The sequence below is a fragment of the Roseomonas chloroacetimidivorans genome, from assembly GCF_049629625.1.
Lineage (GTDB): Bacteria > Pseudomonadota > Alphaproteobacteria > Acetobacterales > Acetobacteraceae > Roseomonas > Roseomonas chloroacetimidivorans.
Genome location: NZ_JBNBZS010000023.1, coordinates 37308 through 51107, shown reverse-complemented (window position 1 = coordinate 51107; position 13800 = coordinate 37308). Strand labels below are relative to the sequence as shown.

The 13800-nt window shown below is 70.0% G+C and carries 13 protein-coding genes; 8 read left to right on the top strand and 5 right to left on the bottom strand.

What is annotated here, in order from left to right:
* Positions 1-32: 32 nt before the first annotated feature.
* From ACO1BU_RS18150 to ACO1BU_RS18135, 4 genes are all read left to right on the top strand, one after another.
* On the top strand, positions 33-2972 hold the full coding sequence (locus tag ACO1BU_RS18150; RefSeq protein ID WP_424137379.1) for a helicase-related protein: 2940 nt from the start codon (positions 33-35) through the stop codon (positions 2970-2972).
* Positions 2973-2982: 10 nt separating this feature from the next.
* The gene (locus ACO1BU_RS18145) at positions 2983-3276 is read left to right on the top strand and encodes an RNA-binding S4 domain-containing protein (protein WP_424137378.1); all 294 of its coding nucleotides are present in this window, start codon (positions 2983-2985) and stop codon (positions 3274-3276) included.
* A gap of 165 nt (positions 3277-3441) precedes the next feature.
* Positions 3442-3774 (top strand): ferredoxin FdxA, encoded by a 333-nt coding sequence (gene fdxA, locus ACO1BU_RS18140; protein WP_424137423.1) that lies wholly within the window; start codon positions 3442-3444, stop codon positions 3772-3774.
* A 260-nt stretch (positions 3775-4034) separates the two neighbouring features.
* Complete coding sequence (locus ACO1BU_RS18135) at positions 4035-4940, top strand: CarD family transcriptional regulator (RefSeq protein ID WP_424137377.1); 906 nt, start codon at positions 4035-4037, stop codon at positions 4938-4940.
* A gap of 139 nt (positions 4941-5079) precedes the next feature.
* Here ACO1BU_RS18135 and ACO1BU_RS18130 read toward each other — a convergent pair whose 3' ends face one another.
* From ACO1BU_RS18130 to ACO1BU_RS18120, 3 genes are all read right to left on the bottom strand, one after another.
* Positions 5080-5877 (bottom strand): Bax inhibitor-1/YccA family protein, encoded by a 798-nt coding sequence (locus tag ACO1BU_RS18130; protein ID WP_424137376.1) that lies wholly within the window; start codon positions 5875-5877, stop codon positions 5080-5082.
* Positions 5878-6193: 316 nt separating this feature from the next.
* Positions 6194-8710, bottom strand: a complete 2517-nt coding sequence (locus tag ACO1BU_RS18125) for an ABC transporter permease (RefSeq protein ID WP_424137375.1) — start codon at positions 8708-8710, stop codon at positions 6194-6196.
* Positions 8707-9450, bottom strand: coding sequence for an ABC transporter ATP-binding protein (locus ACO1BU_RS18120; protein ID WP_424137374.1), 744 nt, complete (start codon positions 9448-9450; stop codon positions 8707-8709). Before ACO1BU_RS18120 ends, ACO1BU_RS18125 begins: the two co-directional genes overlap by 4 nt.
* Positions 9451-9529: 79 nt before the next feature.
* Between ACO1BU_RS18120 and ACO1BU_RS18115 the strand changes: the two genes are divergently transcribed.
* Genes ACO1BU_RS18115 through ACO1BU_RS18100 form a run of 4 tightly spaced genes read left to right on the top strand, consistent with a single transcriptional unit; the run spans position 9530 to position 12059 of the window.
* The gene (locus ACO1BU_RS18115) at positions 9530-10129 is read left to right on the top strand and encodes an arylesterase (RefSeq protein ID WP_424137373.1); all 600 of its coding nucleotides are present in this window, start codon (positions 9530-9532) and stop codon (positions 10127-10129) included.
* Between the two features lie 17 nt (positions 10130-10146).
* A complete protein-coding gene (gene thpR / locus ACO1BU_RS18110) occupies positions 10147-10683 on the top strand; it encodes an RNA 2',3'-cyclic phosphodiesterase (RefSeq protein ID WP_424137372.1) in 537 nt (178 codons plus the stop codon).
* 18 nt (positions 10684-10701) lie between these two features.
* Positions 10702-11424 carry a Sir2 family NAD+-dependent deacetylase gene (cobB, locus tag ACO1BU_RS18105; RefSeq protein WP_424137422.1) on the top strand — a complete coding sequence of 241 codons (723 nt, stop codon included), beginning with the start codon at positions 10702-10704 and terminating at the stop codon, positions 11422-11424.
* On the top strand, positions 11421-12059 hold the full coding sequence (locus ACO1BU_RS18100) for a uracil-DNA glycosylase family protein (protein ID WP_424137371.1): 639 nt from the start codon (positions 11421-11423) through the stop codon (positions 12057-12059). The genes cobB and ACO1BU_RS18100 overlap by 4 nt, the downstream gene beginning before the upstream one ends.
* Here ACO1BU_RS18100 and ACO1BU_RS18095 read toward each other — a convergent pair.
* Together ACO1BU_RS18095 and ACO1BU_RS18090 are read right to left on the bottom strand one after the other, a co-directional pair.
* Positions 12056-12943: an NAD(P)H-hydrate dehydratase gene (locus tag ACO1BU_RS18095; RefSeq protein WP_424137370.1), complete on the bottom strand. Its 888-nt coding sequence runs from the start codon at positions 12941-12943 to the stop codon at positions 12056-12058. The two genes, ACO1BU_RS18100 and ACO1BU_RS18095, sit on opposite strands and share 4 nt — an antisense overlap.
* Entirely contained in the window at positions 12940-13713 is a 774-nt protein-coding gene (locus ACO1BU_RS18090) for a histidine phosphatase family protein (protein WP_424137369.1), read from the bottom strand. The genes ACO1BU_RS18095 and ACO1BU_RS18090 overlap by 4 nt, the downstream gene beginning before the upstream one ends.
* Between the last annotated feature and the right edge of the window lie 87 nt (positions 13714-13800).

The following is a 13800-nucleotide window of genomic DNA, read 5'->3' as shown; positions in this document are numbered from 1 at the left end:
AGCCCGGTCGGGGGCGCCACACGTGCGCGCCAATGAGCCCCCTCTCAGACCGCCAGATGTTCGCGTCCAGGGTGAAGGCCGTTCTCGGCCCCACCAACACCGGCAAGACGCATCTGGCCATCACGCGCCTGCTGGCCCATTCCAGCGGTATTATCGGCTTCCCGCTGCGCCTTCTGGCCCGCGAGAACTATGACCGCATGGTCGCTGCCAAGGGTGAGAAGAACGTCGCCCTGATCACCGGCGAGGAGAAGATCGTTCCGCCTGGCGCCAAGTGGTATGCCTGCACGGTGGAAGCGATGCCGCTGGACCGGCAGGCCGAATTCGTGGCCGTGGACGAGATCCAGCTCTGCGCCGATGCCGATCGCGGCCATGTGTTCACCGATCGCCTGCTGAACGCGCGCGGCCTCGTCGAAACCATGTTCCTCGGCGCCGAGACCATCCGCCCGCTCCTCCAGCGCCTCGTTCCCCAGGCCGAGATCGACAGCCGTCCGCGCCTCTCCCAGCTCACTTATGCCGGCCCGGCGCGCCTTACCCGCCTGCCGCCCCGCAGCGCTGTCGTCGCCTTTTCCGCCGGGGAGGTCTACGCGATCGCCGAAGCCATCCGCCGCCGCCGCGGTGGCTGCGCCGTGGTGATGGGCCGCCTCTCCCCCCGCACGCGGAACGCCCAGGTCGCGCTCTACCAGAACCGCGAAGTGGACTTCCTGGTGGCCACCGACGCCATCGGGATGGGGCTGAACATGGATGTGGACCATGTCGCCTTCGCCGGGCTGCAGAAGTTCGACGGCCACCGCCCCCGCCTCCTCACCCCCCAGGAAGCCGCCCAGATCGCCGGGCGCGCCGGCCGCGGCATGCGCGACGGCACCTTTGGCGTGACAGCTGACTGCCCGCCACTCGCCGATGACTTCGTGCAGAAGATCGAGGGGCACCATTTCGAGCCGCTGACCACCCTGGCCTGGCGCAACAGCAACCTGGACATGACGAGCCTGGACACGCTGCTGGACAGCCTCGCCCAGCCGCCGCCTTTCCAGGGCCTGGCCCGTGGCAATGACGCGACCGACCACATCGCGCTGGAGCATCTCTCCCGCGATCCCGAGCTACGGAAGCTGGCCCAGGGCCGCGCCCGTGTGCGCCTGCTCTGGGAGGCCTGTCAGATTCCGGATTTCCGTAAGCTGGCCGACGAGAGTCACACACGATTCTGCGCGCGCGTCTTCCGGCATCTCGTGGAGGATGGCAGTCTGCCCACGGATTGGGTTTCATCCCAGATCCGCTACCTCGATAACACCGAGGGCGATCTCGACACGCTGATGGCCCGGCTTGCCGGCATCCGCACCTGGACCTATGTCGCCGCCCGCTCCGACTGGCTGAAGGACGCTACCGCCATGCAGGAGGCCGCACGCGCCGCCGAAGATCATGTCTCCGACGCGCTGCATGAACGCCTGACCGCCCGCTTCGTGGACCGCCGCGCGGCCCACCTGATCCGCAAGCTCGACGAAGGGGAGGAGAACCTCCTCTCGGCCGTCGGCCGGAACGGGGAGGTCACCGTGGAAGGCCATGTCGTCGGCCATGTGAAGGGCTTTCTCTTCGAGACCGCGGCTGATGCCGAGGATGAGGAGGAGCGCCGCGTCATGCTCCGCGCCGCCCGCCGGGCCCTGCGTGAGGAGATGCCGCGCCGCATCGCCGCATTGGAGGCCGCACCGGACGACGCCCTCAGCCTCACCAAGTTCCAGCGCATCGCCTGGAAGGCCGAGGGTGACGAGGAGGCGCATGAGGTCGCCAAGCTCAAGCCCGGCACCACCCCCGAGAAGCCGGTGATCGAGCCCATCGATTCCGAGTTCGTGGACGGCGCCGACCGCGAGCGCATCCGCGCCAAGCTGGCGACCTGGTTCGACGCCCTGGTGGCCCGCGACTTCGCCCCGCTGATCGAGGCCGAGACCAAGGCCGCCGAGGATGCCGAGTTGCGCGGTCATCTTTTCCGCCTGCGCGAGTTCCTGGGCCTGCTGCCCGGTGGCACGGAGCGCGACGTGACGCCGGAGATCCGGGCCAAGCTGAAGGCCATCGGTGTCCGCGCGGGCCGTTTCGCCCTTTACATCCCGGAGATGCTGAAGCCGCGCCCGATGAAGCTGCGCGCGCAGCTCTGGGCGCTGAAGGCGAATTCAGCGGTGCCGGATCTGCCCGGTGGCGGCCTCGTCTCCATCATGCCGCCGCGCGAATGGCCGCGTGGCTTCGCCGCCACCATGGGCTGGGTCCAGGCCGGCCCTGCGCTGGTGCGGCTGGATGTCGCGGAACGCATCGCGGGCGAGCTGGGCCATCTGACGCGTCGCGGCCCCGCCGCCCTGCCGGTGGATGTCGCCAGCCGCCTGGGCGCCAAGGCGGACACCTTGCCGGCCGTGCTGAACGCGCTCGGCTTCCGGCTGCTTCCGCCTGAACCGCTGGAGGAAGGCCAGTTCGGCCCGCCCGCGCCGCAGCTCGTTGCCGCACGGCGGGAAGAGCACCACCGTCAGCGCGGCGGCGGCCAGGACCGCCGCGACCGCCACCGCCCGCGCCGTGATGGCGCGCCCGCCGAGGCGAAGCCCGCTGAGGCCGCGCCTGCCGAGGGCGCGGAGGCCACCCCCACCGAGGGTGCCGCCGCCCCGGCCGAGACCGCGCCGGATACCGCCCGGCAGGCCCGCGGCCCGCGCGGCCCGCGCCGTGATGACCGCCAGGGCAACCGCCACCAAGGCGGCGACCGCGGCCAGAATCGCCAGGGCGATCGCGGCAACCGCCAGGGCGATGATCGCGGCCCGCCCCGCAACGCTCAGCGTGCCGATGGCCCCCGTGGTCACGGCGGCGGCTATGGCAACGGCCCGCGCCGCGACCGTCGCGACGACGGCCCGGCCCAGCCGCGCCCGGTCTTCGAACCCAGCCGTGGCAAGGGCCCGGACCCCGACAGCCCCTTCGCCGTGCTGGCGAAGCTGAAGCTCGGGAAGACCTGACCGCACCGCCATGGTGGAGGCGGAGGACAAGGACTGGCAGCGGCTGGACAAGTGGCTCTGGTGCGCGCGCCTGGCCAAGACGCGCTCTGCCTGCACCGCGTTGGTCGAGCGCGGTGCCGTCCGGCTGAACCGCCAACCCGTGGACAAGGCCCATGCCCGGCTCCGCCCCGGCGACGTGCTGACCCTGGCGGTCGGCGGGCCGGAGCGTGGCGTCGTGAAGGTCTGGCGCGTCCAGGCGCTGGCCGAGCGGCGAGGCCCGCCGGCCGAGGCGCGGACGCTTTACGAGGAAATCGGGGCCGGCTGATCGCGCGCGCGCCCGGACTGGGCGGATCCAGCGCCCTGCCCCGCCGCGCCAGGACCGAGACGCGGCCCTGATCACGAAAACCACGGCTTGCATGCTGCGCCTGCTCGGTCCATCAGCGGCGCGTCGGGGGCCGCTTGCGCCCCATGCGCCGTGAAGGGGCTGACTGTGACCTACGTCGTCACCGAGAACTGCATCCGCTGCAAATACATGGACTGCGTCGAGGTCTGTCCCGTGGACTGCTTCTACGTCGGCGCGAATATGCTCGTGATCCACCCGGACGAATGCATCGACTGCGGCGTCTGCGAGCCGGAATGCCCGGCCGAGGCCATCCTCCCTGACAGCGATGACCGTGCCACGCCATGGGCCGAGCTGAACCGCACCTATTCCGCGCAATGGCCCAACATTTCCCGCAAGGGCGAGCCGCCGGCCGACGCCAAGGAGTGGGATGGAAAGCCGGATAAGGAAAAGCTTTTCGATCCGGCGCCCGGCGAACCCTGATCGACACAATCCGCTACAACCCTTCCGCCCGCACCGCGTTCCCCGGTGACGGGTGCGGCAGGCGTGACCGCATGGACATTTTGTGGTAGGGCTGGCCCCGAAACACGCACCCCGTACCGGACCGTGAAGGCCCGGCGCGGGGCCTGCCGCGCCGCACGCTATAAGGCTCCGCCCGGCGAGATGCCGGGACACGGGGGCCTGTTGCTCCGGCCCCGCGGTGCGGGAGCCGGAAGGGCGCCAATGGGATCGCGGAGAGCAGCATGAAGGCACCCGCGGGGGAGCAGACCCCCAACAAGCAGAGCGCGCCCAAGGCCGCGGCCAAGACTGCGCAGGCCAAGCCTATGGCAACCGCGCGCAAGACCGAAACGAAGGCGGAAGCCCGGAAGGATGAGGCAGCGGCCGTGCCGGCCGAAGCGCCCGAAGCCGCGGCAAAGCCAGCGGCGCCCCGGCCCAAGGCCGCGGCGGCCCGCACCGCCACCAGCAGCAGATCCGAGGCGCCGCCGATGCCCGAAGCCGAATCCGCCCCCTTGCGCCCCGGCCTTGCCGAGGCCCAGGCCGCCTCCCCTAGCATGTCCAGCAACAGTGCTGAGCCTGTCATCCAGGCTCCCATCCGCCCCGCTCCGCCACCCAAGCCTCTCGGCAATGCCGGGAAGGATTTCAAGGCGGGCGATTTCGTCGTCTACCCCACCCATGGTGTCGGCCAGGTACAGGGGATCGAGGAGGTCCCGGTTGCTGGGGTGACCCTCAAGGTGATCGTCGTCACCTTCGAGGAGAACCGCATGACCCTGAAGGTGCCGATGGCCAAGGCGGCCTCCTCGGGCCTGCGCAAGCTCGCCTCCGAGAAGGTGATGGGCGAGGCGCTGGAGACGCTCCGTGGCCGCGCCCGCATCAAGCGCACGATGTGGTCCCGCCGCGCCCAGGAATACGAGCAGAAGATCAACAGCGGCGACCCGATCGCGATCGCCGAGGTGGTGCGCGACCTGCACCGCAATGCCGGGCAGCCCGACCAATCCTTCTCCGAGCGGCAGATCTACGAGCTGGCACTGGACCGCCTCGCGGCCGAGGTCGCGGCACTCGACCGGACGGACAAGGCGGCCGCCACTCAAAAGCTGCTCGATCACCTGAAAACGGCGGAGAAGGCCGAGAAGACCGACAAGGAAAAGTAGGTTCTACCGCGTTCCACCAGCCCGGCCCTGGAAACGGCGCCGGGTTTTTTCATGCCGTGGCCACGGCGGAAGAGGCCCAGGCAAAGAAAAACCCCGGGGATTGCTCCCCGGGGTCTCTCGCTTCAGGCTGTCTGCCCGATCAGTCGTTGGACTGACGGACGCCCATGAACTGCAGCAGCAGCTGGAAGAGATTCACGAAGTTCAGGTACAGGCCCAGCGCATCGAAGACCGAACGCTTGGCCGCCTCATCGGAACCCTCCGCATAGGCGTACTCGACATAGTCGTTCTTGATCCGCTGCGTGTCATAAGCGGTGAGGCCGGTGAAGACCACCACGCCAATCACGCTAATCGCGAACTGCAGCGCCGAGCTGCCAATGAAGGCGTTGACCAGGCCCGCGATGAGGATGCCGATCAGGCCCATCATCAGGAACCCGCCCATCCGCGTCAGGTCGGCATTCGTGGTGTAGCCGTAGAGGCTAACAGCCGCGAACATGCCGGCGGTGACGAGGAAGGTGCTGGCGATCGAGGTGCCCACATAGACGGCGAAGATGTTCGCCATGCTGGCGCCCATCGCCACGCAGAAGGCCCAGAACAGCGCCTGGGTCGCGCCCTTGGACAGCCGGTTGATGCCGAAGGACAGCACCATCACGAAGGCCAGCGGCGCGAAGATCGCGACGAAGCCGAGGATGGTCGGCTGCGTCGCCAGGCCGCGCGGCGTGCGCACCACCTGGAAGAACAGCTCGGCCAGGCCGGTGTTCGCGATGACGTAAGCGGTGATGGCCGTCAGGGCGAGGCCGGACGCCATCCAGTTGTACACGCGCAGCATATAGGCGCGCAGACCGGCATCGAGCGTCGCGGCATCGGTGGCGGCGCGGCCCATCGGCTGCGTCCAGGCGGACGTACCGCGCTGGAATCGGTTGTCAGGACCGAAAGCCATGGGTTTCAGAACTCCTCCCGGGGCTGCCGAATGCTGAGTGCCCCTCACAGGCGATATATGGACTTCTTGTAATCCAAATCAAGCGGCAACCCCTGCGTAAGCCTTCCGTAAGGTCGGGGCAGCCCATCAATTCCGGGCAGGGTTCTTCCATCGACACACCGCCAGGCCATCCAATAGCGCCTGGACGGGAAAGTAAGAGGCCAGCCCCCACCCCGGATGTCCCGCCAATGCGGAGTCGCCCGGCCCCGCAAAGCCTACACCCCCCTCCCGAGTCCGCCTAGCCGACACCGCCGGGCCGGCCTCGCCGCTGCCCGTCCTACTCATTCCGCAGCAGCGGCGCCGCCTTGGCCCGTAGCGCCAGCGCGGTGCCGGCATAGCCCATGGCCAGTGTCAGCACGACGCAGAGAATAATAGTCAGAGCCAGCGTGCCCGGCAGGAAGATCCAATCCGTCCGCATGACGTAACGCGTCACGCCCCAGGAAGCCGCCGTGCCGGCTGCCGCCGCCACCAGCCCCGCCACCAGCCCGAGCAGCCCGAACTCCACCAGCCAGGCTCGCCGGATCTGGGCGCGGGTGGCCCCGAGCGTCTTCAGCACCACAGCATCCCGAATGCGCCGCCTTTGCCCCGCCATGACCGCCCCCGCCAGCACCAGAAGCCCGGAAATCAGCGTCAGCGCCGCCGTGGAGGAAAGCGCGCCGCCCAGCCGCCGCAGCAGATCGCCCAACGTGTCCAGCACATCCCGCACCCGGATGCCCGTGACATTGGGGAAGGCGTCGGTCACAGCCCGCAGCAGGGTGGCGTCCTGCGCCGGATCGCCCCGCACCGTCGCGATATGCGTGTGCGGCGCCGCCTCCAGCAGCCCGGGCGAGGCGATCATGGCGAAGTTCAGCCCCAGTCCTCGCCACTCGATATCCCGGGTGGAGGTGACACGGAGCGGGATGTCGCGCCCCAGCACATTCACCGTGATGGTGGAACCCGGCCCGGCATTCCAGCCGCGGGCCAGCCGGTCATCGATCGAGACCAGCGGCTCCCCCCGGTAATCCGGCTCCCACCACTGGCCCTGGATGATCCGCGTGCCCTCCGGTGGGGTGGCGGCATAGGTCAGGCCCCGGTCGCCGCGCAGCGCCCAGCGTGTCTCCTCAGTCGCCTGCACCTGATCAGCGGGCACGCCGTTCACTGAAACGATGCGGGCACGGAGCGACGGCACGCGCTTCACCTCACTGACCCCCCGCACACCCTGCGCGATGCGGTCGAACTGCTCGGCCTGATCCGACTGGATGTCGATGAAGTAGAAGGAGGGCGCGTTGTCCGGCAGGCTCTCCGTGATCTGCTCCCGCAGATTGCCCTGGATCAGGGTGATGGCCGCCAGGGTGGTCAGGCCGATGCCGAGCGAGACCAGCATCAGCGCGGTCGGCGCTCCGGGCCGGTGCAGATTGGCCAGCCCCAGCCGCACGGAGGGCCGCCGCTGCGCCGGGATCCGCCGCGCCACGGCCTGCAGCCCCGCCGCCGCCAGCCGGAACAGCGCCAGCGTGCCCAGCGCGGCACCGCAGAATGACAGCGCGAAAAGCGGCCGCTCTGCCGTTGCCACCACCAGGGCCACCAGCACCGCGACCACCGCCGCATTCACCGCCAGCAGCCCCATCCGCGGCCGCGCGCCAGGCTGGGGCTGCACATTGTCCCGGAACAGGGCGGCACCGGGGATGTCCCGCGCGCGGCCCAGCGGCCAAAGGGCGAAGGCCAGCGCCGTCAGCAGCCCATAGGCGGCGGCCAGGGCAAGCGGCAGCGGATAGAAGCCCAGCCGCGGCGGCACGGGCAGCGCGCCCGCCAGGGCCGAAGCCGCCGCCCAGGTCAGCGCATAGCCCGCGACCAGCCCGATGAGGATGCCCAGCAGCGCCAGCGCCAGAACCTGGATGAGATAGGTCGCGAAGATCGCCCCTGCCGGCGCGCCCAGGCAGCGCAGCGTCGCGATGGTCCGCCCGCGCTGCTCCAGCCAGGAGCGCACGCCGGTGGCCACCCCGATCCCGCCGACCAGCAGCGCCGTCAGCCCGGCCAGGACGAGGAAGGAGGCCGCCTGGTCCAGGAATCTGCTCACCCCCGGCTGCCCCTGGGAGGCCTCGCGCAGGCGCCAGCCGCCATCGGCAAAGGGCTGATTCCGCAGGGTGGCGATAAAGGCCGTGGTATCCGTCCCGGCTGGCAGGGCGGCGCGAAGCTCATAGGTGATCAGGCTGCCCGGCTGCACCAGTCCCGTCGCTTCCAGCGCGGAAAGCGGGATCAGCGCGCGGGGCCCGAAGACCGCCGCGCCGGAAACCTTGTCCGGCTCCTCCACCAGGGCACCGCGATAGGTGAACCGCCCCTCGCCGATGCGGATTTCCGCCCCCGGTGCAAGGTTCAGGCGCTGCGCCACGACCGGGTCCATGGCAACCGGCGGGCGGTTCGCTGCCCCCTCTTCCATCGGCCCGGCCGGATCGAGGATCAGTTCACCATAAAGTGGATAGGCCGCATCCGCCGCCTTCAGCTCCACCAGCGTGCGCTCGCCCGAAGGGGCAACGGCCATGGCGCGCATCCGCACCAGGTCGGCCACCCGCCCGCCCCGCGCCTCGATCCAGGCCCGCGCCTCCGGCGGGAAGGGCCGGGAATTGCTGGCCACCACGTCACCGCCCAGCAGCTTCGCGCCATCCGCCGCCAGACCCGCTTCCACCCCGGCCCGCAGCGTGCCCACCGCCGCGATGGCCGCGACGCCCAGGGCGAGGCAGGCCAGCACGATCCGCAGCCCCCGAATGCCCCCGCGTAGCTCACGCCGCGCGAGGCGCCAGCCCATCCGCCAGTTGCTCATGCGGGCACGGCCGCGCCGGTATCCGAGACGATCCGGCCATCCTCCACCCGGACCTGCCGCTCGCAGCGGGCGGCCAGGGTGGGGTCATGGGTGATCAGGACGAGGGTGGTGGAGAAGCGCTCCCGCATGCTGAACAGCAGGTTCATCACCATCTCGCCCGTCGCGCGGTCCAGATTGCCCGTGGGCTCGTCGGCTAGCAGCAGGGCCGGCTCCGCCACGAAGGCGCGGGCCAGCGCCACGCGCTGCTGCTCGCCGCCCGAAAGCTGGCCGGGATAGTGGGAGAGCCGGTGGCCGAGCCCGACGGCGCGCAGCGCCTCCTCCGCCCGCCCAAAGGCATCCGGCCGGCCCGCGAATTCCAGCGGGATGGCCACATTCTCCAGCGCCGACATGGTCGGGATCAGGTGGAAGGCCTGGAAGACAATGCCCAGGCTGTCCCGCCGGAAGCGGGCCAGCGCATCCTCATCCAGCACCGCCAGATCCTCCCCCGCCACCCGCAGCGTTCCGCCCGTCGGGCGCTCCAGCCCGGCCAGCAGCATCAGCAGGGAGGTCTTGCCGGAGCCCGAGGGCCCGACGATCCCGACCGCCTCCCCCGGCGCCACCTGCAAATCCACGCCGCGGAGGATGTTGACCTCACCCCCGGCCCCCACCACCCTGAAGGCCAGTGAGCGAGCATCGATCAGAAGCGCGCCCGCGTTTTCATTTCGGGCCGCCACCGCGGTGGCGGCCTGGGTCTGGGTCAAGGAATCCGGCATGAGGGCGAGATTGGGGCGCCGACGGCTCCTGGGTAGGGGCGCCGCCGGTTTCGTTCTGTGTCTGGGCATGACCCAGCCCAGCCGCGCCCAGGGCCAGCGCCCCGTGAAGCTGCTGATGCTGGGCGACAGCATCACCGCCGCTTATGGCCTTTCCCGCGGCGAAGGCCTGCCGGCGAAGCTGGAGGCGGCGCTGAAGGCCAAGGGGCGCCAGGTTACGGTGATCGATGCGGGCGTTTCCGGCGACACCACCGCCGGCGGCCGGTCCCGCCTGGAATGGTCGCTCGCGGAGAAGCCAGACGCGGTGATCGTGGCGCTGGGCGGCAATGACGGGCTGCGCGCCGTGGAGCCCCGCAGCATGGAGGCGAATCTCAAGGCCATCCTGGATACGCTGAAGGCGCGGAAGATCCCGACGATGCTGGCCGGAATGCTGGCGCCGCCCAATCTTGGCGCGAATTACGGGCGTGAGTTCGCCAAGGTCTTCCAGACCCTGGCGCGCGAGAACCCGGATGTCGTCTTCTACCCCTTCCTGCTGGATGGCGTGGCAGGCGACCCCGCGCTGAACCAGCCGGACCGCATCCATCCGAACCCCCAGGGCGTTGAGGAGATGGTCCGTCGCATAACGCCGGCCGTCGAGATGCTGCTGGACAAGATCCAACCCGCCGGCTGACGCCTACTGGAACGACCATGGTTCGCCTTTTCGTCGCACTTGCCCTGCCCGAGCTGCTGCGCACGCAGCTCTCCATGCTGGCAGGAGGCATCCAAGGTGCCCGCTGGGTGCCTCCCGAGAACTACCACCTGACCCTCCGCTTCATCGGCGAGGTCGAAGGATGGCGCGCGGATGAGGTGGACGAGGCCCTCTCGACCATCCGCTGCAAGCCGTTTGAACTATCCCTGCGGGGTGTCGGCACTTTCGAAAAGGCAGGAAAGATCCAGACCCTCTGGGTCGGTGTCGAGAAATCCGAGGGCCTGACCCATCTGCAATCAAAGATCGAGACAGCCTTGCAGCGCACCGGCCTGGAGCCGGAGCGCCGCCGCTTCGCGCCGCATGTGACGCTGGCGCGGACGGATAAGGCGCAGGCAGGCAAGCTGGCGGAATGGGTGCAGTCCCATAATCTCTTTCGTGCCCCACCGGTCGCGATGGAACACTTCACCCTCTTCTCCTCCCGCCTGGGCAAGGAGAGCCCGGTCTATATCCCGGAGGTGGAGTACGAGCTTGCCTGAGGCGCGCGGGATGACGATCTGATCGGGGACATGAAGCCGCCCAATATCGTCATCCTCACCGGCGCCGGGATTTCGAAGGAATCCGGCCTGCACACCTTCCGCGACGGCGACGGCCTCTGGGCAAAGCACCGCATCGAGGATGTGGCGACCCCCGAGGCCTTCGCGCGCAATCCGGCCCTGGTGCAGGGCTTCTATAACGCCCGACGTGCGCAGCTCCGCGACCCGACCGTGCAGCCGAATGTTGCGCACAGGGCGCTGGCGGAGCTGGAAGCGAACTGGCCGGGCGGCTTCCTGCTGGTGACGCAGAATATCGACGACCTGCATGACCGCGCGGGTTCGCGCCGCCTGATCCACATGCATGGGGAGCTGATGAAGGCGCGCTGCCTGCGCTGTGGTGCCGTCAGCGAGGCCGGGGGCGACCTCTCTCCCGAAACGCCCTGCCCGGCCTGCGAGGCCGCGGGAGGAATGCGCCCGCATGTCGTCTGGTTCGGCGAGATGCCGCTGGAGATGGAGCGGATCGGCGCTGCCCTCGATGCCTGCGACCTTTTTGTCTCCATCGGCACCAGCGGCGCTGTCTATCCCGCTGCCGGCTTCGTGCAGGAGGTGCGGCACCGTGCCGACACGCTGGAGCTGAACCTGGAGCCGAGCGAGGGCAGCCATCTTTTCGATGAGGCCCGCCACGGCCCCGCCACCCGGCTTGTTCCCGCCTTCGTGAGGGAGATGCTGGCGAAGTGGGCGTGACCTCCGCGACCGTAAACGCCCGCGACCCTGGAATCCCGGCAGACGCGACCATGCTGGAGGTGGCGAGCGCCGCCCGGGCCTGCACGCTTTGCGCCCCCGACCTGCCGCTCGGGCCGCGCCCGATTCATCAGCTGCACGAGCAGGCGCGGATCGTCATCACCAGCCAGGCGCCGGGCACCAAAGCACATCTCTCCGGCATCCCCTTCGAGGATGCCTCGGGCGAGCGGCTGCGGGACTGGCTGGGCCTGGGCCGGGACCGGTTTTATGATCCGAGCCTCGTTGCCATCATGCCTATGGGCATGTGCTATCCGGGCCGCCTGCCCCGGGGCGGCGACGCTCCGCCACGCCCCGAATGCGCGCCGCTCTGGCATCCGCGGATCCTGCCGCGCTTCGAGAATGTCCGGCTTCGACTCCTGGTAGGAGCCTACGCCATCCGCTTCGTGCTGGGCCCGGGCATGCCTCTGGCGGAGCGGGTGGCGCGCTATGCCGAGACCCTGCCGACGCACTTCCCCCTGCCGCATCCCTCCTGGCGCACCCTTGTCTGGGCCAAGAGAAACGCCTGGTTCGACACGACAGTCATTCCAGCTCTGCGGCGGGAGGTCGCGAGAGCGCTGGAGGGGGCCGGGGCGCCTTAGCGGCTTCCTGCCGTCAGATCCGCCATGATCGTCGGTACCTCGGCCAGCAGCTCCCGCGCCAGGAACCCCAGCGGCCCAACGCGCCGGGCCAGGCGGTGTCCGGCCTCGGCATGCAGCCACACCGCCCAGGCTGTCGCCTGGAGCGCCGGCGTGCCCCGCGCCAGCAGCCCGGCCACGATTCCGCCCAGCGTGTCGCCCGATCCGGAGGTGGCCAGGCCGACATGCCCGTGGCTGCAGAGCAGCGCCTCGCCATCCGGGCCCACGACCCAGGTTTGGGCACCCTTCATCGCGACCACGGTACCCAGCACCTCCGCCGCGCGCCGGGCGGCAGCCAGGGGATCGGCCGACACCTCCTCCTTCGGGATGCCGAGCAGGCTGGCCATTTCCCCCGCATGGGGTGTGACCACGCTGTGCCCGGCATGGCGGCGCAGCAACTCGGGCCGCGACACCAGATCGCAGAGCGCGCCGGCATCGAGCACCAGCCCGCGCCCGGTCTCTAGCCTCTCCAGCAACGTGCTGACCAGGGGCTCCGCACCATCGGAGGGAAGGCCCGGGCCGAGCAGAAGGGCGGCACAATTGTTGAGGCGCGGCAGCAGGGCCTGGGCCGCGCCGGGCGCGATGATGCCTTCCGGCGTCTCGTCCAGCGCGATCACCAGCGCCTCCGGCATCGCCATGGCCAGATGCGGCGCCAGGCTCCGGACGGTCGCCATCCGCAGCTTCCCCGCCCCGGCACGCAGCGCGGCCTCCCCGGCCAGCAGCACGGCACCCGGCACCTCCGAGCAGCCGCCCACCACCTGGACCGTGCCGCGCTGCGTCTTGTCGTCATCCGCCGCGGGAACCGGCAGGGGATGCGCGCGCAGCCAGGAAGGATCGACCGCGGTCATGGCGCCACCGCCTTCTCGTCCGGCTCGGCCGTAACCGGCGTGCCCTCGCGCTCCAGCGGAGCGACGAAGTTGTAGCGCCGCAACGCCAGCGCCCCCGCCTTCCCCGCGCCCGGATCGAAGCGGTACTCGGTGATGCCGCAATTCGGCACGTCGCCCTGCCGGTCAATCGCCAGGATCTGCTCCTCCGTCATATTCTCCAGCAGGTAGCGCAGGCAGAGCACGACCACCTGGTGCCCCACGATCATCACGCGCCGCCCGCTATGGTGAAGGCTGATTGTATCCAGCGCGGAGCGAAGCCGCAGGATCACATCGCACCAGGACTCGCCGCCGGGCGGCCGGTGATAGAACTTTCCGAGGATGCGGCGGAACTCCGCCTGATCCGGATGCACCTCGCGGATGCCGAAGCTGGTCAGCCCGTCCAGCACCCCGAACTCCTTTTCCCGCAGCCGCTCGTCGATGACGAAATCCTCTGGCGCCACGGGCAGGCCGCCGGCCTCATGCAGCAGCGCCGCCGTCTGCCGGGCGCGGCGATAGGGGGAACAGAGCACCACCTCGGGCCGTTCCTCCTGCGGCATGGCGGCGAACCAGCGGCCGAGCGAAAGGGATTGCTCCCGGCCCAGCGCGCTCAGGGGCACGTCCACATCGCGTCCCTCCAGCGCGATCCGGGCGGCGTTGCTCCGATGGGCTTCGTCGCGCGCGACATTCCCCGCACTCTCGCCATGGCGGACGATCCAGAGCGTGTCGGGCCATCGCTGGGCGGCATTGGGCATGGGGTGCGGGTCTCCTCGCCAGGCCCAACGCCCGGCTGCCGGGCCGGTTGTGCCGTGCGGGATAAGCCGGACGGGAGCGCTGGGGCA